This is a genomic window from Bacillus sp. FSL M8-0277, from assembly GCF_037975305.1.
GTDB classification, from domain to species: Bacteria; Bacillota; Bacilli; order Bacillales; family Bacillaceae; genus Bacillus; species Bacillus pumilus.
Map to the genome: position 1 here is coordinate 595,623 of NZ_CP150255.1, position 17,177 is coordinate 612,799.

Below are 17,177 nucleotides of genomic sequence, written 5' to 3' on the forward strand. Positions count from 1 at the left end.
TCCATCGTCATAAAATAAAAAAAGAGAAAGTGAGTTGAAACAACATGTTTTGGCTGCAAACCGCTATTTTTACAATCGTTGTATTGTGTCTCTCATGGTGGGCAGGGAAAAAAGGCAGAAACCGTCATGCGGGTCTGATCCTCCCTATATGCTTTATTCTATTTGGATTGGTTTTATTGATAGCCAGTTTCTTCATTGGCAGATGGGAAGGCATGGCGCTTAGTATATCAAGCGTCTCTATCGTTCTCTCTTCCATGATTTGTTTGATCATCGTCACAGCGATTCAATTTTTAAAAAAAGATGTCCCTTCTTAAGCAGGGGCATCTCCACTGTTCATCTGATTGTATTCTTCACGAAGGATGCCCATGATGATCACATCTGAGTAGGTACCATTGAAATAAAGCGCTTGGCGCCTTTTTCCTTCATATTGAAATCCGGCTTTCTCATAGCTTCTGAAGGCTCTCGGATTGTGGGAAAAGACTTCGAGCTCAAGGCGATTGAGTTCTAATGTCTCAAAGGCGAATGCTTGAACCATTCGGACAGCTTCGGTGCCATAGCCTTTTTGGAAATGTTCTGGTCCATGAAGCGCAATGCGGAAGCTTGCCGTATGATTGATTGGATCAATATCCACAATCGCCGCATCCCCAATCATTTCTTTCGTGTCTAACAGACAAATGGCGAAATCTCGTCTGCTGTCATCTTGTAAAAATCGGGTGTAGGCTGAACGAATTTCTTCTAGTGTGAACGTTTTTCGTGTGCCAGTCATGTAAAGTGTTTCTTCATGCTGGCATCCTCTTTGAATACCCGGATAATCCTGTTCTTCAATCGGTCTCAAAAATAAGCGGGTCATGACGGATCACCCTCCTCTATATATCGAGATATTTCAATTAAATTCAGATCAGGATCACGGATATAAACAGATTCAACCGGACCTAATGTACCTGTGCGCTTGACGGGTCCCTCTTCAATAGGAACTACTTGCTTGCGAAGGTGCAGCAGCAAACTGTCCATATCTAAATCGGTGATAAAGCACAAATCACTAGAGCCTGGAAGTGGGTGAGCCGCTGCCGGCTCATATTCATGACCAGCTTCATGAAGATTGATCTTCTGTAAACCAAAACGAAGCGCTTTACGGCCTTCTCCAAAGGTTTCTTCCTTCATTCCTAATACGTTTGTATAAAAGCGAATGGTGTCCTCCATATGTTGTACAGTCAACACGATATGATCAAGTCGTCGTATCATCAGTTTCTCCTCCAAGTATGATCATTGATTGAACTGATTTTATTATATCATTACTTGAAGAGGATACCTTAGTGAATCACGGTGTTGAAGGCATGAAAACGGATGATGAAAAATCCATGTATACTTTGTCTTTTCTTTCTGATACAATCGAAATAGAATGTATGTTCTCGTTTAAGATAAGGGAGTGATGGAATTGAGTCAGAAAAGGAAGCTGCTTTTTTATGGGGCAATGAGTATCGATGGCTATTTAGCGAGAGAGGATCACAGGCTCGATTGGTTAATAGGAACAGAGGGCGAAGAAGAAACGAGGTATGATGACTTTTATGCGTCAGTTGATACGCTGATCATGGGGCGAAATACATATGAGCAGGTTCTACAGCTGTCACCAGATGAGTTTCCTTATGAAGGAAAGACATGTTATATCATGTCACGTACTTTACAAGACAGTTTGAAAGGAACCCATATCATTCGTGAAGATATCTTATCTTTTATGAAAAAATTAAAACATGAAGAAGGTCAGCATATCTGGATTGTCGGCGGCGGGGAACTGCTTCAGTTTTTCTTAAAAGCAGGATTGGTTGATGAGCTTTATCTTCAAATTGCTCCTGTCATGATTGGGAGAGGCATTCCCCTGTTTTCCCCAGCGGATATAGAATCCAGGTTTTCATTAAAAGAAGTCAAACAATACAAGCAGATAGCTGAATTGCATTTTGTCTTAAAAGAAGAAGATCACTGATTTGAGGTGGTCTTTTTTTTATGAAACAAACTCGTTGACAATCATATATCCTAGTGTTAGGATAAATTTATCCTAGTTTTAGGATTTCTTAAAAAGGGAGTAGTTGCCATGGTGCAGCATGAACATGAATTAGACTTAAGGCTATTCCGCGTGTGGATGAAAGCCTATCAAGCTCTTTTTACAAATATTCAAACAGACATTGAACGTTATGATATCGGATTTGAAAACTTTCAGATCCTTGAATTGCTCTATAGTAAGGGGCCACATCCCGTCCAAAAAATCAGCGACATCCTGTCAATCCCAAGTGGAAGTATGACATATGTCGTGAACAAACTAGAAAAACAAGAGCTCGTGAAAAGGCAATGTGCGCCCTCTGATAAACGTGTATTTCATGTATTACTGACGGAAAAAGGAAAGCAATTGTTTGACGACATTTTTCCTAAACACACAGATGTCATTTCACAAAACCTATCCTTTATTGAAAAAGAAGAAAAAGAACAGCTCATTGAATTATTAAAAAAAGTCGGTTTAGGTGCAAAACAACTTCACGAAAAGGGGAAACAAGATGACTCTCAGCTTTGATACATTGGTACGTGAAAGACGATCCGCATCAAATTTTTTGCCAAATATCTCGATTTCGAGAGAAGAGCTTAACAGCATTTTTGAAGAGGTCAAAATGGCACCATCTGCTTTTAACTTACAGCACACACAATATGTCGTCGTCCAAACAGAAGGTCTCAAAGAACAAGTAAGAGAAGCTGCATTTGGACAATATAAAGTGCATTCTGCCTCAGCAGCGATCATTGTATTGGGAGACCCAAAGGCTTATCAGCAAGCGGCGAACATTTATGAAGGTCTGAAAATGCTTGGCATTTTAAACACGCAGCAATACGAAGAAATGGTCAGAGAGACGATGAGCTTTTATGAACAGAGAGGAGCGGATTTTCAGAAAGAAGAGGCAATCCGCAATGCTTCATTATCTGCGATGCTGTTTATGCTCGCCGCCAAAAACAAGGGCTGGGACACGTGCCCAATGATCGGCTTTGACCCTGATGTCATGAAAAAGGTGCTCAACATCGAGTCGGATTTGGTTCCCGTGTTAATGATCACACTAGGAAAAGAAAAAGTAGAGAGCAGACAACCGAGAGGCTACCGAAAGCCAGTCTCTGAATTCGTAACATACTTATAAGATAGGGGGTTCCACTCATGGAACTAGGAATTAGTACATTTGTAGAAACAACGCCTGATTTTCAAACAGGAAAAACAGTCAGTCACGCACAGCGTATTCGAGAAGTAGTCGAAGAAATTATTTTAGCAGATCAAGTCGGTCTCGATGTATTTGGCGTAGGTGAGCATCACCGTGAGGATTTCGCTGCATCGAATCCCGCTGTTGTCTTAGCGGCTGCGGCAACACAAACAAAGAATATCCGCCTGACAAGTGCAGTGACAGTCCTTTCATCAGCAGATCCTGTTCGTGTCTTTCAGGATTTTGCAACGCTAGATGGACTATCAAACGGGCGTGCAGAAATTATGGCAGGCCGTGGTTCATTTATTGAATCATTCCCGCTCTTTGGCTATGACCTTGATGACTATGAAGAATTATTTGAAGAAAAGCTTGATTTGTTGCTCAAATTACAGCAGTCTGAGCGTGTCACATGGAGCGGAAAGCATCGCCCAGCTATTCAAGATGTCGGCGTATATCCAAGACCTGTTCAAGATCCGCTTCCAATCTGGATCGGCAGTGGAGGAAACCGTGAATCTGTCGTACGTGCTGGATTATTGGGACTGCCTTTAGTACTTGCCATCATTGGCGGAAGTCCTAGACAGTTCGCACCGCTCGTTCAGCTGTACAAGCAAGCGGCAGTGCACGCTGGACATGACCCTGAGAAATTAACCGTGGCGTCACATTCGCATGGATTTGTTGCGGAAGAAACAGAACTGGCAGCAGACCAATTCTTCCCTTCCACACAGCATGTGATGAATACGTTAGCAAGAGAGCGAGGCTGGGGACCTTATACTCGTTCTACATTTGATGCAGCGAGAACGTTAGAAGGCGCGCTGTATGTAGGAGATTCAGATGCAGTGGCAGAGAAAGTGATTCACCTAAGAAAAAATGTAGGAATCACGCGTTTTATGCTTCATGTACCAGTTGGTTCAATGCCGCATGATCAAGTATTAAAAGCCATTGAGCTATTTGGAAAAGAAGTCGCTCCTAAAGTAAGAGAAGAGGTTGCCCGCTGGGAAGCAGAGCAAGCATAACGAAAAAGGTCGATCAAGTGAATAGGCTTGATCGACCTTTTTGATGCTTAAGGATCAATGACACAAGGTTTCACTGTAGGGCATGAAGCAGCAGAAGCAAGTGGTGTGGTCGTCAAGGTGAAGAGAAAAACAAGTTGAAAACAGATGAGCCATTTTTTCATGAAATCACCTCCGTTCACAATTGTTTGACGGAATGAGATGAGGATAAAAGCACAGAAGTATAAAACACTCTCTATCCAACATAAGACAATCATATCATAATTTTCAAAAAAATGAAAAAATATCTTATATAAGTACTGAATTATGGTATGGTTATTATGTTCTACAAAAAAAAGGAGGGATTTTTTTATGAAAAAGGTCATGTCTTCTGTTTTAGTTGGAGCAATTGTCTTAACGGGTGCTGGGGTCACAACTACTCCAGTGGAAGCAAAGGAGCAAACAAACAGTGAAATAACGGCTCAGGCCAGTCGAACTGTTTCAGTAACAAGAACATATACGACATCAAACATCCCAGAAAGTATTGTATATGCAGAGGATGGCTGGGTCGGTATTTTAAAACAAACCTCTATTAAAGAATTGGGATTAGGAAAATATAGTGTCACATTTACTGGAACAGTGGTACGCGATCCAGGATTTAATTAAATAAAATGCAAAGCTGACAGGTGGACAAGCCTGTCAGCTTTTTTCATGAGGATAATAAAGAATCATTTGCAGCCGGACCATTTGTTCTCCGGTTTGTTTATATGCATGCGTACGGTCCGCTTTAAAACGAATGGAGTCGCCGGCGTTTAAGCTGTATTGCTCATCTCCAATGGATATATCAAGCGCTCCCTCAAAAACGGTAATCAATTCCTCTGTCCCGCCAATGTGTTCATTTGCATGCAGCGACCCGCCAGGATCAATTTCTACTCGGTACACTTCAAATTTCCCCCGGTCATCAAAAGGAAAAGTCGTATATACGCGATATCGCCCATCATCTTCCGTTAAAATCTGTGCATCTTCATTGCGTACTACTTTGATTTCAGGCTGTGGTGCGTGAATGAGCTCACTAAAAGATACCTTTAATCCGTTGGCGATTTTCCATAAAGTCGTGATGGTAGGGGTTGATTCTCCTCTTTCAATTTGTCCAATCATGGTTTTGCTGACACCTGTTAATTCTGCCATCTTTTCGAGGCTTAATTTCTTTTGGTCTCTAAGAAGCCTCACATTTTTAGAAATAATCGATTGTACATCTTCCATGAAAAAAACTCCTTTCTCTATTTACTTTATAAAGACCGAACGTTACAATAAAACGTAACATACGCAATAAAGTAATTAAAGTCTTAATAACGTACAAGGGAGGCGGCAACTATGATTCTTTCTATGTTGATCTATGCTTTTGTGAGCAGCTTTACCCCAGGGCCAAACAACATCATGGCCATGGTCTTTACGAATAAATATGGGGTCAAGCAAACATTTCGATTTTGTTTAGGTGTGGGTATCGGATTTCTCGTTATTTTGTGTTTGAGTTGCTTCTTTAATATCATTCTTTATCAAGTGATGCCGAAAATAGGCTGGGTCATGGCGTTCATCGGAGCTGCATACATGATTTATTTAGCGGTCAAAATCATGAAAAGTAAAGGCGGGGATGACGAAACACTTGATCGTTACAATCATTTTGTCCCTGGTATGATGCTGCAATTTATCAACCCAAAAGCGATCTTGTATGGATTGACTGTGATTTCAACATTTGTTTTGCCATATGGACAATCGAATATGCAGTATGTCATATGGACGCTGATTCTCGCACTTATTGGATTTCTCGGTACATTTAGCTGGAGCCTATTTGGCTCTTTGTATAAGCGCTTTTTGACTGCTTATGAAAGACCGTTCCAGTATGTCATGGGGCTGCTTCTAATATACAGTGCGATTTCAATGGTATGGGGTTATGTGATGTAAGTAGTCAGAAGCTTGGCCGCTGCCTGCCCATCACAACAGTATTGTAATAAAGTCCATCTGCCAGACGTTTATCCTTTTTTAATACCCCTTCAATCAGAAAGCCATGGTGCTCATATAACCGAATGGCTTTTTGGTTCGTTTCTAGCACTTGAAGTGACATCTTCTGGATGCCTTGCTGATCAGCCCAGTCAATAGAAGCGGCTAAAAGCTCTTTGCCAATGTGATAGCCCCAAACATCCTTTTGAATGGCGACCCCAAAAGTCACTTTGTGAGCAGAGCGCTTGAGTGAATGTCCCTCACATCTGGAGAAACCAACAATTTCCCCTTCAATATCAGCGACCAAAAATAAATGTTTGCTTTTTTTGGTATCATCTTGAATCAACACCTCAAAATCTTTTTCATGAAGAAAGGCTTCGCCTGGTTCACGGTCTAAATATTCTGTTTCACCATCAATTTTCAGTCTGAGCGCTGATAACTGCTTGGCATCGCCAATTGCAGCAGACCGAATACGATAGGTCAAGTTACGAACGGTGAATATGTTTTCAGAGATAATCATAGAACACCAACCTTTCTTTCCATTATGTCTATCATACCTGAAACGTGTACATAGCAGGTGAAAGCTTTTAAGTCTGTCTTATAGATCATTATTTTTTAATCCAGCTGACCCTGGCTGGATTTTCATGATTTAGACTGAGAACTTAAATAGGCTTCTCTCACAACTGTTAAAAAGTGGTCAGCGACGGTTGATGTTTCATCTTGTCTCCATGAAACATATAAATTTACTTTTGGTGTAGTTTCTTGGATTTTTCTATAAACAACCCCTGAACGTTTTACGCTTTCTACTGAGGATGGAACCACAGAGATTCCCATTCCTGCAGCAACTAAATTCACAATCGTATGCATTTGAATAGCTTCCTGAACTACGTTTAAACTTATGCTATTTTCCCAAAAGTAGCTGATAATTAAATCATAAAATGCTGCACCTAGATGACGTGGAAACATGATAAATGGTTCATTGGCTAATAAATGAATTGGAACTTTGGGAAATGAAGCTAAAGGATGATTTTCTGGCAAAACCAAGCTTAATGATTCCTCACAACAAATTTCTGAGGTAAGTATCTTATTATTTTGGTTAGAACGAATAAATCCTATTTGAATTTCTTTCTTATATAGTGCTTTTAACTGCTGTTCTGTAGCCATTTCACATAAGACAAGTTGGATGTTAGGGAAACTTTCTCGAAACCTTTTAATAATATCAATCACAATATCAGTAGAATCAACGAAGCCGATCGTCAAATGACCTATTCTTCCGTCATCTGCAAGTTGTGTTGCTTTAATCGTTCTATCTACTTGAAGAAGCGTACGGCGGGCTTCTTCTAAAAATACTCTCCCCGAATCTGAAAGTTCAACCTGTCTTCTCGTTCTATGAAAAAGCGTAACACCTAACTCTTCTTCTAATTTGCGAATTTCCTGACTTAATGGAGGCTGTGCCATTTTAAGACGTTCAGCTGCCCGGCTAAAATTTAGTTCTTCAGCAACCATGATAAAATAACGTATTTGTCTCAGATCCATTTTTTATGCCCCCTATAAATTTCAACATTGCTTATTGTGTTTTTTTAATGGAAATATTTTTAGTTATATAAAATATATATATATTTATCTGAATATATATATTATACATATTAAGGGCCTCTTTTTATAATGAAAGTATTCTTTCAAAAGGAGGGCATTATTATGGAGTATAGTAAACTTGGAAATAGTGGATTAACAATTAGTAAACTTGCATACGGAAACTGGATTAATCATGGTGGTAAGATAAATGAAGAAACTGCCCATGATTGTGTGAAAGCTGCTCTTGATGTTGGTATTACGACGTTTGATACTGCTGATGTTTATTCAGACACCAAGGCTGAAGAGATACTAGGCAGGTCTTTAAAAGGGATCCGGCGGGAGAGCATTGAACTATGTACAAAAGTATGTCATCCAACCGGTACTGGGAAAAACGATAGAGGATTATCACGCAAGCATATTTTGGAAAACTGTCATGCCTCTTTGCGACGTTTACAAACGGATTATATTGATATTTACTATGCACACAGGTTTGATCCAACTACACCTCTGGAAGAAACGATGTTAGCTTTCGCAGATTTAGTAAGACAGGGGAAAGTGAACTATATTGGTGTAAGTGAGTGGACAGCAGAACAAATTACTCGAGGGGCAGCGCTTGCACGAGAGCTAAAAGTCCCCCTAATTGCCAGCCAACCTCAATACTCCATGCTATGGAGAATCATTGAAAGTGATGTAATACCGACCTGTCAGCGCGAAGGACTTGGCCAGGTAGTATGGTCGCCTTTGGCCCAAGGAATTCTTACTGGAAAGTATCTCCCAGGAAAATCACTTCCGACTAATTCGCGTGCTAACTCACCTGCTGGAAAACCTTTTTTTAAAAACCTTGCTCAACGCTGGATGAATAATAATACCTTAGAGGCGATCCAAAAGCTTAAGCCCATCGCACAAGAGGTTGATCTTACTCTCGCTCAGCTTGCGATAGCATGGGTACTGCAAAATCAGAACGTTTCTGCAGCAATTATCGGTGCTTCTAGTCCAGAACAGGTGAGGGAGAATGCTTTAGCATCTGAGGTGAAAATTGAAACTGAGATGATGAATCAGATTGACGAAATTCTAGGTGATCTTGTTGAGTACGATCAGAGTAAAACAGGTTAAAGCTTTTAAGTCTATCTTATAGATCATTATTTTTAATCCAGCCGATCTTGGCTGGATTTTCTTGTTGCTGTAGTTTCTTGGATCGCACACTCAGATGTTTTGTATCTGTGAAAAAGGCTAAATGAATAGTATCAAACGTGGAGGTGGAACAAATGAGTGAAGAAAAAGGACATATGGATAAAGCGAAAGGAAAAACAAATCAAGCCAAAGGTCAATTGAAAGAGAAGCTTGGCGAAGCAACAGATCATCAAAACCTGAAAGCAGAAGGGAAAAAGGATCAAGCCAAAGGAAAGCTTCAAGATAAAAAAGGGGATTTGAAAAATCACCTGAACCAGTAAATCCGAAAACACGGCATTGCTTCATGTCTCCATCATGACATGTCTTTCATCAATAAAATGAATAGATGTGTGAAAAGAATTGATTATACGCGCTCGCTATCATCATGTAGACTTGAGACAGAAGACATGATCAAGGGAGATGGTTGAGATGGAGCAAGTGTGGGAGAAAGTTGACGAGTATATCACAGACAAGTTGATTCCTAAAGATGATGTTTTGGAGCAAGCTCTTACTCATAATAAGCAAGCAGGACTGCCAGAAATTGATGTGTCACCAGCTCAAGGGAAAATGCTTTATTTATTAGCAAAAACCAAGAATGCAAAGCGCATTTTAGAGATCGGGACACTTGGTGGATACAGTACCATTTGGTTGGCGCGTGCTCTTGAAGAGGATGGAGAACTCATCACATTAGAGGCTGTCAGCCACCATGTACAGATTGCGCAGCAAAACATTAGTAGAGCGGGCTTATCGGAACGGGTGAGCATTTTGCAAGGAAAGGCATTGGATACGCTATCTCAGTTAAAAGAGAGGGATGTGCTTCCATTCGATTTGATTTTCATTGATGCAGATAAACCGAACAACCCGAAATATCTAAAGTGGGCGTTACACTTCTCAAAAAAGGGAACAGTCATTATTGCAGACAATGTCGTGAGAAATGGAGCAGTCCTTCATGACTCTAATGGGGATGAGCGAGTTCAAGGAACTCGTGAATTTTTCAATTTACTCAAACAAGAGTCAAGAATAGAGGCTACAGCCATTCAAACTGTTGGTGAAAAGGGTTACGATGGATTTGTATACGGAATCGTAAAATGAAACAAAGCTTAACCACATGCGGTTAAGCTTTTTCTTTTAAAAAAACCATCTGGCAGTCCCCATCAGCAGGACGCCTACAAGAACAGTAAGTGATAAGCTCTTTGTCCAAACGGCGATCACGACGGTCGGAACCAAGACAGCAAGGTACATCCAGTGAATGGTGACACCTGTTGTGGTATGAATGAACAAATGCTCTGCAATTAAAGCCGTAAAGATACAAATGGGAATAAACGATAACCACTTGAGCACCACTTCAGGCAGCTCGATACTTCGTACAAATATAAAGGGAACGACCCTTGGAATCACAGTGACAATCATACAGCCGAGAATGAGCCACATCATAAAACTGCTGATCATTTATCTGTCACCACCCCAATGGTTGCGACAATTATGGTGGCTAATAGAACAGCCACGTGTGATGGAACAAAATGAAGCAGGACAAACATCGCAACGACCATATACAAAACAAGTGACAGGCGATGGGTTAATTTACTTTTAGGTACAGTTTGCAAAGAAAGAACCAGCAGTGCAGCAAACATAGCGGAAAGAGCAAAATCAAGACCAAGTGCTTCAGGATTTGAGATCCAGTGTCCAAAAATGCCGCCAAGTATACAGGCAGCAATCCAGCACAAATAAGCCGTTATGTTCAGCCCGTGCATCCACCGGTTATTCAGCTTTCCATGCTGAGCTAATTTATTCATGGCTACGCCAAAGGATTCATCAGTCAGCAATAGACTGAATCCAATATTTTGTTTTAAAGAGTAGCGTGTAAAATGAGGAGCCAGCGTCAGGCTTAGTAATAAATGACGCAGATTCACAATAAATGTAGTGAGAATAATAGCGGAAAGGGGGCTTCCCGTGACAAGCAGTGCACAGATAATAAACTGTGAAGCACCTGCGTAAATAAAGATTGCTAGAAGCGCAATGTCCCATAGGCTCAACTGTGCGCTAATTCCAACAATTCCAAAGGCAAACCCGATACTCATATAACCAAGCAGGGTTGGCACACAATCTTTTATTCCCTCGAGAAATGGTTCATGTTCCGTGCTGGGAATATGTTTTCTAGCTTCAATATCCAACGACCTCTACTCCTTTTCTGCGTGACGACCTATAGTTTTACTTACTATATGAAAACGAATTTAGCATGTCAATATCCCCTTATCTTCTATTATATAAAGAAAAAAGGTGCAAAAAGGATTGAAGTCATCCAGAATCTGTTATAAAGTATCAGAAAATAAAAAAATTGGAGTGACGACAATGCTGTGCAAACCTTTGTTTGAACATGATGTTCCAAATGCCCTCCGTCCATAACGGAGAGTGATCTCCGTTTGTGGATATGGTATTCAAAATATCCAATAACGGAGGGAAAATGATGAATGAAAAATATATAGGCGCCCTTTACCTAGCAATCGCAGCAAGTATTTGGGGCGGCATGTACGTTGTTGTCAAAGTAACAGTAGCGGTTGTTCCGCCACTTGAACTCGTCTGGATGAGATATGCTGTAGCAGGAGTCGTGTTGGTGATCACCATTTGGCACTTGGGCTATTCCTTTCGATTAGATAAAAAAGATATCCCCCTTATGGTGTTGATTGGGCTGATCGGAAATTTCCTTTCAATCGTGACCCAAGAAATTGGGACGATGTATACCTCTGCACAAATGGGGGCTGTTATTACATCTGCAACTCCTGCGTTTATGGTGCTGTTTGCTTTCTTTCTATTAAAAGAAGCCATGACTGTTCGAAAGTGCGCATCCATCCTGCTTGCTACAGCAGGTGTATGGCTCATGATTGGACCAGTTGCAGTACAGACAGATGAATTTGTCGGTGGTCTTTCATTGGTCTTCGCTGCTTTAACATGGGCGCTGATGTCTGTTTTGCTCAAACGTGTCCCAGGAAAGTACCCTCAGGTGGTGACAACCACATATGCGATCATCATTGCATTCATTGTTTTAACACCGCCTGTATTATTTCGTTTACCTCACCTAGATGTGGAACAGATGGCAAGGCCGGAGATTTGGGGCGGTATTCTTTATCTAGGCATCATCTCAACAGCTCTAGCATTCTTTTTATGGAATAGAGGGCTTCAATTAATGGATGCCTCAAGCGGCGGTTTGTTCTTTTTCTTTCAACCGATCGTAGGTGCCGTTCTTGGCTGGCTGCTTTTGGGAGAAGAAATGGGATTACGCTCATTCATTGGCATTCTATGTATCTTTGCAGGTGTCTATACTGTGCTGCGTCAAAAGGAATAAAAGAAGATGTCCCTTGTAATAGGGGCTCCTCTTTATAAATGAGAGATTGAGAGAGGATGGAGGGAAATAGGATGATACAATTTCCACAATTACAAAAAGGACAAACAATTGGCGTCACAGCACCTTCCTCAGGTGTACAGCCGTCTTTGCATGACATGTTTCAGCTCTCATGCGAGCGAATGAAAAAAAGAGGCTATGATGTCATATGTGGAGATACGGTATGGCACCAGGAAAAGGCAAAATCAGCTCCTGCCGTAGAACGAGCAAAGGAGCTTCAGTACATGATGACCTGTGATGAGATTGATCACATCATCCCGCCATGGGGAGGGCAGCTTCTGATGGAGGTGTTAGAGCACCTTGATTTCTCATCGATGCAAAAAAAGTGGATTCTTGGTTACTCGGATACGAGTGCGCTTCTGCTGGCGTTAACTTTAAAAACAGGCATTGCCACTGCGCATGGACCGAACCTAGTAGATCTTCAGGGAGAAGAGCTTGATCAAACAACTGTCATGTGGGAAGAAGTACTTTCAACAAAAGGGGAAATGGACATCAGCCAATATTCTTCATCTATGTATCAAAAGGAATGGCAGTATGACAATCCGATTGAACATGTTTTTCATTTAACAGAACCGACCGCATGGCATACGGTTGATCGACAAGAAAAGATGGTAAAGGGGAGGCTAATGGGCGGCTGTATTGATGTCATACGCCACTTAGCTGGGACGCCTTTTGGAGATGTCAAAGCTTTTCAAAAAACATTCTTAAAAGATGAACCAATTCTCTGGTACTTTGAAAACTGTGAATTAAATGCTGTAAGCGTGAAGAGATCGCTTGTTCAATTGAAACTAGCAGGATGGTTTGACCATTGTTCAGGTATTATGTTTGGGCGAAGTGCAGTAGATGTGCCTGTGGAAGGGTATCAGTATCATGATGTATATGAAGAATTACAAAAGGAATTACAAATCCCCATTTTTTACGATATAGATTGTGGGCATGTCCCGCCGCAAATGACGCTGATTAATGGCGCATATGCAGAAGTGCAGCTGCAACCTCAAGGCAAAGCGGTCCTAAAGCAAGCATTTTTATCATAAGAAAAGGAAAGGGGAAGCCCTTTCCTTTTGTTTTCTTTTCAGCGTGATAGAAAACCTTTGAAGTCTAGGAAGGACGAGTACCGGAGCGGAGCGAATTTGACATTCGTGAGCACCGGAGCGCAGGACTGACAACGAATGCGAGGGTTTGTCTACACGCTGAAGGAAAGGGGAAGCCCTTTCCTTCATATAACACTACATTCCTTTTGTTTCTTCACCTGCTTTTGGAACTTCCCAAGCAGACTCACGGAATACTTTCTCCCATTTCGATACGACAATACATGCAACGGCATGACCTGGAACGTTCACACCAGTTCGTGCCATATCCATAATTCGATCGACACCGGCGATAATGGCGACGCCTTCTGCTGGAAGACCTACTGCATGGGCGGTTGCCAAAAGTACGACGAGTGAACCGGATGGCACCGCTGCAATCCCTTTACTCGTTAACACAAGAACAAGCATCATCAAAAGCTGCTGTGACAAACTCATGTCGACACCAAACGCTTGTGCAAGAAACACACAGGAAACCGATAAATATAAACTGGACCCATCACAATTGAGAGAAAGACCAGATGGGATGACAAAGGAGACAATTCTTTTCGGACAGCCGTATTTCTCCATTCGTGACATAAGCTGAGGAAGGACGGTTTCTGTACTTGTAGTAGAGAAGGCAACCAAGAACAAATCCCAAATCATTTTTAAAACTTCGAAGTAGTTAAAACGGAAGATCAGTGCGACCAGAGGGAACAAAGCAAAGAGAATAATGAATAAACCTAAAAATACAGTCCCAACAAGCTTCATCATTGGAATTAATAACACAATGCCATATTGACCAACGGAAGCAGCCATTAATGCAAGCACTCCAATAGGTGCTGTCACCATGACCATCTGCGTTAGCTTAAACATAATTTGTGCCACTGATTCAAAGAAGTTGAGAACAGGAGCGGATGCCTTACCGATACCGCTTGCCGCTACACCAAATAATATGGCGAAGAAAATGACAGCTAGTAAATCATTTTGAGCCATGACATCGACGATATTCGTTGGAATGATATCGAGTACCATTTGTTTAAAGTCGACGACTTTCTGCGTATAGCCGTCTAATTCACCAATATCTTTCTTAGCTAATTTAGAGAAGTCAAGGCCAACGCCAGGCTTTAGAACATTAGCCAGCAATAGACCAATTCCTAGAACGATGGTTGTGATGACCTCAAACCAAATGATCGTCTTTAATCCCAGGCTTCCCATTTTCTTCATACCACCACTGCCGGCTGCACCAATAACAATGGTAGAGAAAACGATAGGAACAACGATCATTTTAATCAATCTGATGAATCCATCTCCAATTGGCCTGAGAGCCATCCCGAAGTCAGGAAAGAAATGGCCGATAAGAGCTCCTATCACCAAAGCGATCATGATTTGAAAAGCGACGAACTTTTTCATCATCTCCTACCCCCTTTAAATGCTTGGAAAATTTTAAGAATTTTCCAATAAATAAAAATTCTATGTGACCATGTTTTGTCCTCCTTTGGATTTAGAAAGATTTTATTTAAGAATCATTGGGATTATGAAGAAAGAGAAGAAAATAGGGCTATTGCATCTCTATTTATCTAAGAGAAAACCACTTCTTAAAAAACATGAAACTTTTTTAGAAAAATGTATTGACCCTTTTATGTGATCCATGGTATATTTTTATTCGTCGCTGATGACGTATTTGAAACAAAGACATTCAAACACATGCGACAAACAAATCTTAAAAAGATGTTGACTTGATAAAAACGATATGTTAAGATAATTAAGTCGCCTGATTAAGCGCCCGTAGCTCAATTGGATAGAGCGTTTGACTACGGATCAAAAGGTTAGGGGTTCGACTCCTCTCGGGCGCGCCAATGCAAACCACGCGGGTGTAGTTTAGTGGTAAAACCTCAGCCTTCCAAGCTGATGTCGTGAGTTCGATTCTCATCACCCGCTCCATTTTTTGAAATATGATCTTTGAAAACTAAACAAGACAAAACGTACCTGTTAATTCGAGTTTTTATAAAAAAATCCTATGTTATATCATAGGTAGTCAGTCAAACGCTGACGAAAAACAAAACTTCGGTTTTGTACTTTTTCGGAGAGTTTGATCCTGGCTCAGGACGAACGCTGGCGGCGTGCCTAATACATGCAAGTCGAGCGAACAGAAGGGAGCTTGCTCCCGGATGTTAGCGGCGGACGGGTGAGTAACACGTGGGTAACCTGCCTGTAAGACTGGGATAACTCCGGGAAACCGGAGCTAATACCGGATAGTTCCTTGAACCGCATGGTTCAAGGATGAAAGACGGTTTCGGCTGTCACTTACAGATGGACCCGCGGCGCATTAGCTAGTTGGTGGGGTAATGGCTCACCAAGGCGACGATGCGTAGCCGACCTGAGAGGGTGATCGGCCACACTGGGACTGAGACACGGCCCAGACTCCTACGGGAGGCAGCAGTAGGGAATCTTCCGCAATGGACGAAAGTCTGACGGAGCAACGCCGCGTGAGTGATGAAGGTTTTCGGATCGTAAAGCTCTGTTGTTAGGGAAGAACAAGTGCGAGAGTAACTGCTCGCACCTTGACGGTACCTAACCAGAAAGCCACGGCTAACTACGTGCCAGCAGCCGCGGTAATACGTAGGTGGCAAGCGTTGTCCGGAATTATTGGGCGTAAAGGGCTCGCAGGCGGTTTCTTAAGTCTGATGTGAAAGCCCCCGGCTCAACCGGGGAGGGTCATTGGAAACTGGGAAACTTGAGTGCAGAAGAGGAGAGTGGAATTCCACGTGTAGCGGTGAAATGCGTAGAGATGTGGAGGAACACCAGTGGCGAAGGCGACTCTCTGGTCTGTAACTGACGCTGAGGAGCGAAAGCGTGGGGAGCGAACAGGATTAGATACCCTGGTAGTCCACGCCGTAAACGATGAGTGCTAAGTGTTAGGGGGTTTCCGCCCCTTAGTGCTGCAGCTAACGCATTAAGCACTCCGCCTGGGGAGTACGGTCGCAAGACTGAAACTCAAAGGAATTGACGGGGGCCCGCACAAGCGGTGGAGCATGTGGTTTAATTCGAAGCAACGCGAAGAACCTTACCAGGTCTTGACATCCTCTGACAACCCTAGAGATAGGGCTTTCCCTTCGGGGACAGAGTGACAGGTGGTGCATGGTTGTCGTCAGCTCGTGTCGTGAGATGTTGGGTTAAGTCCCGCAACGAGCGCAACCCTTGATCTTAGTTGCCAGCATTTAGTTGGGCACTCTAAGGTGACTGCCGGTGACAAACCGGAGGAAGGTGGGGATGACGTCAAATCATCATGCCCCTTATGACCTGGGCTACACACGTGCTACAATGGACAGAACAAAGGGCTGCGAGACCGCAAGGTTTAGCCAATCCCATAAATCTGTTCTCAGTTCGGATCGCAGTCTGCAACTCGACTGCGTGAAGCTGGAATCGCTAGTAATCGCGGATCAGCATGCCGCGGTGAATACGTTCCCGGGCCTTGTACACACCGCCCGTCACACCACGAGAGTTTGCAACACCCGAAGTCGGTGAGGTAACCTTTATGGAGCCAGCCGCCGAAGGTGGGGCAGATGATTGGGGTGAAGTCGTAACAAGGTAGCCGTATCGGAAGGTGCGGCTGGATCACCTCCTTTCTAAGGATATATGGAGCAGCGTGCGTTTTCGTCTTGTTTAGTTTTGAAGGATCATTCCTTCAAGACATGTCTCTAGCGAGACAGGATTGTTCTTTGAAAACTAGATAACAATAAGTAATACATTCACATTG

General features: G+C 42.3%; 20 protein-coding genes, 2 tRNA genes and 1 rRNA gene. 15 read left to right on the plus strand and 8 right to left on the minus strand.

Annotated features, from left to right (window positions below; translation table 11 throughout):
• Positions 1-44: 44 nt before the first annotated feature.
• Positions 45-314, plus strand: coding sequence for a YesK-like family protein (locus tag MKZ05_RS02940; RefSeq protein WP_050945652.1), 270 nt, complete (start codon positions 45-47; stop codon positions 312-314).
• Here MKZ05_RS02940 and MKZ05_RS02945 read toward each other — a convergent pair.
• Entirely contained in the window at positions 311-850 is a 540-nt protein-coding gene (locus tag MKZ05_RS02945) for a GNAT family protein (RefSeq protein ID WP_106030203.1), read from the minus strand. The genes MKZ05_RS02940 and MKZ05_RS02945 overlap by 4 nt on opposite strands.
• Positions 847-1,242 carry a VOC family protein gene (locus MKZ05_RS02950; RefSeq protein WP_289406221.1) on the minus strand — a complete coding sequence of 132 codons (396 nt, stop codon included), beginning with the start codon at positions 1,240-1,242 and terminating at the stop codon, positions 847-849. Before MKZ05_RS02950 ends, MKZ05_RS02945 begins: the two co-directional genes overlap by 4 nt.
• Before the next feature lie 193 nt (positions 1,243-1,435).
• Between MKZ05_RS02950 and MKZ05_RS02955 the strand changes: the two genes are divergently transcribed.
• From MKZ05_RS02955 to MKZ05_RS02975, 5 genes are all read left to right on the plus strand, one after another.
• Complete coding sequence (locus MKZ05_RS02955) at positions 1,436-1,978, plus strand: dihydrofolate reductase family protein (protein WP_137055587.1); 543 nt, start codon at positions 1,436-1,438, stop codon at positions 1,976-1,978.
• 108 nt (positions 1,979-2,086) lie between these two features.
• A complete protein-coding gene (locus MKZ05_RS02960; protein WP_003213943.1) occupies positions 2,087-2,560 on the plus strand; it encodes a MarR family transcriptional regulator in 474 nt (157 codons plus the stop codon).
• Positions 2,544-3,167: a nitroreductase family protein gene (locus MKZ05_RS02965; RefSeq protein WP_050945654.1), complete on the plus strand. Its 624-nt coding sequence runs from the start codon at positions 2,544-2,546 to the stop codon at positions 3,165-3,167. Before MKZ05_RS02960 ends, MKZ05_RS02965 begins: the two co-directional genes overlap by 17 nt.
• Positions 3,168-3,184: 17 nt before the next feature.
• Positions 3,185-4,237, plus strand: coding sequence for an LLM class flavin-dependent oxidoreductase (locus MKZ05_RS02970; protein ID WP_050945655.1), 1,053 nt, complete (start codon positions 3,185-3,187; stop codon positions 4,235-4,237).
• 348 nt (positions 4,238-4,585) lie between these two features.
• Positions 4,586-4,879 (plus strand): hypothetical protein, encoded by a 294-nt coding sequence (locus tag MKZ05_RS02975; RefSeq protein WP_044140610.1) that lies wholly within the window; start codon positions 4,586-4,588, stop codon positions 4,877-4,879.
• A gap of 33 nt (positions 4,880-4,912) precedes the next feature.
• On the opposite strand, the gene MKZ05_RS02980 is transcribed toward MKZ05_RS02975, so the two are convergent.
• Positions 4,913-5,476 carry an XRE family transcriptional regulator gene (locus MKZ05_RS02980; RefSeq protein WP_050945656.1) on the minus strand — a complete coding sequence of 188 codons (564 nt, stop codon included), beginning with the start codon at positions 5,474-5,476 and terminating at the stop codon, positions 4,913-4,915.
• Between the two features lie 111 nt (positions 5,477-5,587).
• Here MKZ05_RS02980 and MKZ05_RS02985 point away from each other — a divergent pair, with 111 nt between their 5' ends.
• A complete protein-coding gene (locus MKZ05_RS02985) occupies positions 5,588-6,175 on the plus strand; it encodes a LysE family transporter (protein ID WP_003214091.1) in 588 nt (195 codons plus the stop codon).
• A gap of 4 nt (positions 6,176-6,179) precedes the next feature.
• Here MKZ05_RS02985 and MKZ05_RS02990 read toward each other — a convergent pair whose 3' ends face one another.
• Positions 6,180-6,731, minus strand: a complete 552-nt coding sequence (locus MKZ05_RS02990; RefSeq protein ID WP_050945657.1) for a GNAT family N-acetyltransferase — start codon at positions 6,729-6,731, stop codon at positions 6,180-6,182.
• A 122-nt stretch (positions 6,732-6,853) separates the two neighbouring features.
• On the minus strand, positions 6,854-7,747 hold the full coding sequence (locus MKZ05_RS02995) for a LysR substrate-binding domain-containing protein (protein ID WP_137055591.1): 894 nt from the start codon (positions 7,745-7,747) through the stop codon (positions 6,854-6,856).
• Between the two features lie 162 nt (positions 7,748-7,909).
• Here MKZ05_RS02995 and MKZ05_RS03000 point away from each other — a divergent pair, with 162 nt between their 5' ends.
• The 3 genes from MKZ05_RS03000 (at position 7,910) to MKZ05_RS03010 (ending at position 10,048) form a co-directional block, all read left to right on the plus strand.
• Positions 7,910-8,899: an aldo/keto reductase family protein gene (locus tag MKZ05_RS03000; protein ID WP_050945658.1), complete on the plus strand. Its 990-nt coding sequence runs from the start codon at positions 7,910-7,912 to the stop codon at positions 8,897-8,899.
• Between the two features lie 152 nt (positions 8,900-9,051).
• Entirely contained in the window at positions 9,052-9,237 is a 186-nt protein-coding gene (locus tag MKZ05_RS03005) for a CsbD family protein (protein ID WP_003213978.1), read from the plus strand.
• Positions 9,238-9,385: 148 nt separating this feature from the next.
• On the plus strand, positions 9,386-10,048 hold the full coding sequence (locus tag MKZ05_RS03010) for an O-methyltransferase (RefSeq protein WP_339161325.1): 663 nt from the start codon (positions 9,386-9,388) through the stop codon (positions 10,046-10,048).
• 36 nt (positions 10,049-10,084) lie between these two features.
• Here the strand turns inward: MKZ05_RS03010 and MKZ05_RS03015 are convergent, their stop codons facing one another.
• Complete coding sequence (locus MKZ05_RS03015) at positions 10,085-10,405, minus strand: AzlD domain-containing protein (protein ID WP_106030211.1); 321 nt, start codon at positions 10,403-10,405, stop codon at positions 10,085-10,087.
• The gene (locus MKZ05_RS03020; protein WP_327840848.1) at positions 10,402-11,127 is read right to left on the minus strand and encodes an AzlC family ABC transporter permease; all 726 of its coding nucleotides are present in this window, start codon (positions 11,125-11,127) and stop codon (positions 10,402-10,404) included. Before MKZ05_RS03020 ends, MKZ05_RS03015 begins: the two co-directional genes overlap by 4 nt.
• Before the next feature lie 293 nt (positions 11,128-11,420).
• Between MKZ05_RS03020 and MKZ05_RS03025 the strand changes: the two genes are divergently transcribed.
• Together MKZ05_RS03025 and MKZ05_RS03030 are read left to right on the plus strand one after the other, a co-directional pair.
• Positions 11,421-12,296, plus strand: a complete 876-nt coding sequence (locus MKZ05_RS03025) for a DMT family transporter (RefSeq protein WP_251191070.1) — start codon at positions 11,421-11,423, stop codon at positions 12,294-12,296.
• A gap of 71 nt (positions 12,297-12,367) precedes the next feature.
• Positions 12,368-13,387, plus strand: a complete 1,020-nt coding sequence (locus tag MKZ05_RS03030) for a S66 peptidase family protein (RefSeq protein ID WP_226804703.1) — start codon at positions 12,368-12,370, stop codon at positions 13,385-13,387.
• 192 nt (positions 13,388-13,579) lie between these two features.
• Here MKZ05_RS03030 and gltP read toward each other — a convergent pair whose 3' ends face one another.
• Positions 13,580-14,830: a glutamate-aspartate/proton symporter GltP gene (gltP, locus tag MKZ05_RS03035; RefSeq protein ID WP_034620243.1), complete on the minus strand. Its 1,251-nt coding sequence runs from the start codon at positions 14,828-14,830 to the stop codon at positions 13,580-13,582.
• Between the two features lie 369 nt (positions 14,831-15,199).
• Between gltP and MKZ05_RS03040 the strand changes: the two genes are divergently transcribed.
• The 3 genes from MKZ05_RS03040 to MKZ05_RS03050 all read left to right on the plus strand — a co-directional run bounded on the left by MKZ05_RS03040 (position 15,200) and on the right by MKZ05_RS03050 (position 17,046).
• Positions 15,200-15,276: transfer RNA gene (locus MKZ05_RS03040), tRNA-Arg, on the plus strand.
• An 11-nt stretch (positions 15,277-15,287) separates the two neighbouring features.
• Positions 15,288-15,361: transfer RNA gene (locus MKZ05_RS03045), tRNA-Gly, on the plus strand.
• Between the two features lie 136 nt (positions 15,362-15,497).
• Positions 15,498-17,046, plus strand: a 16S ribosomal RNA gene (locus MKZ05_RS03050).
• Positions 17,047-17,177 lie beyond the last annotated feature (131 nt).

What these genes read in the sequence shown, in the direction of transcription:
- MKZ05_RS02940 (WP_050945652.1), top strand. Translation starts at nt 45, where the DNA reads ATGTTTTGGCTGCAAACCGCTATTTTTACAATCGTTGTATTGTGTCTC.
- MKZ05_RS02945 (WP_106030203.1), bottom strand. Translation starts at nt 850, where the DNA reads ATGACCCGCTTATTTTTGAGACCGATTGAAGAACAGGATTATCCGGGT.
- MKZ05_RS02950 (WP_289406221.1), bottom strand. Translation starts at nt 1,242, where the DNA reads ATGATACGACGACTTGATCATATCGTGTTGACTGTACAACATATGGAG.
- MKZ05_RS02960 (WP_003213943.1), top strand. Translation starts at nt 2,087, where the DNA reads ATGGTGCAGCATGAACATGAATTAGACTTAAGGCTATTCCGCGTGTGG.
- MKZ05_RS02965 (WP_050945654.1), top strand. Translation starts at nt 2,544, where the DNA reads ATGACTCTCAGCTTTGATACATTGGTACGTGAAAGACGATCCGCATCA.
- MKZ05_RS02970 (WP_050945655.1), top strand. Translation starts at nt 3,185, where the DNA reads ATGGAACTAGGAATTAGTACATTTGTAGAAACAACGCCTGATTTTCAA.
- MKZ05_RS02975 (WP_044140610.1), top strand. Translation starts at nt 4,586, where the DNA reads ATGAAAAAGGTCATGTCTTCTGTTTTAGTTGGAGCAATTGTCTTAACG.
- MKZ05_RS02980 (WP_050945656.1), bottom strand. Translation starts at nt 5,476, where the DNA reads ATGGAAGATGTACAATCGATTATTTCTAAAAATGTGAGGCTTCTTAGA.
- MKZ05_RS02985 (WP_003214091.1), top strand. Translation starts at nt 5,588, where the DNA reads ATGATTCTTTCTATGTTGATCTATGCTTTTGTGAGCAGCTTTACCCCA.
- MKZ05_RS02990 (WP_050945657.1), bottom strand. Translation starts at nt 6,731, where the DNA reads ATGATTATCTCTGAAAACATATTCACCGTTCGTAACTTGACCTATCGT.
- MKZ05_RS02995 (WP_137055591.1), bottom strand. Translation starts at nt 7,747, where the DNA reads ATGGATCTGAGACAAATACGTTATTTTATCATGGTTGCTGAAGAACTA.
- MKZ05_RS03000 (WP_050945658.1), top strand. Translation starts at nt 7,910, where the DNA reads ATGGAGTATAGTAAACTTGGAAATAGTGGATTAACAATTAGTAAACTT.
- MKZ05_RS03005 (WP_003213978.1), top strand. Translation starts at nt 9,052, where the DNA reads ATGAGTGAAGAAAAAGGACATATGGATAAAGCGAAAGGAAAAACAAAT.
- MKZ05_RS03010 (WP_339161325.1), top strand. Translation starts at nt 9,386, where the DNA reads ATGGAGCAAGTGTGGGAGAAAGTTGACGAGTATATCACAGACAAGTTG.
- MKZ05_RS03015 (WP_106030211.1), bottom strand. Translation starts at nt 10,405, where the DNA reads ATGATCAGCAGTTTTATGATGTGGCTCATTCTCGGCTGTATGATTGTC.
- MKZ05_RS03025 (WP_251191070.1), top strand. Translation starts at nt 11,421, where the DNA reads ATGAATGAAAAATATATAGGCGCCCTTTACCTAGCAATCGCAGCAAGT.
- MKZ05_RS03030 (WP_226804703.1), top strand. Translation starts at nt 12,368, where the DNA reads ATGATACAATTTCCACAATTACAAAAAGGACAAACAATTGGCGTCACA.
- gltP (WP_034620243.1), bottom strand. Translation starts at nt 14,830, where the DNA reads ATGAAAAAGTTCGTCGCTTTTCAAATCATGATCGCTTTGGTGATAGGA.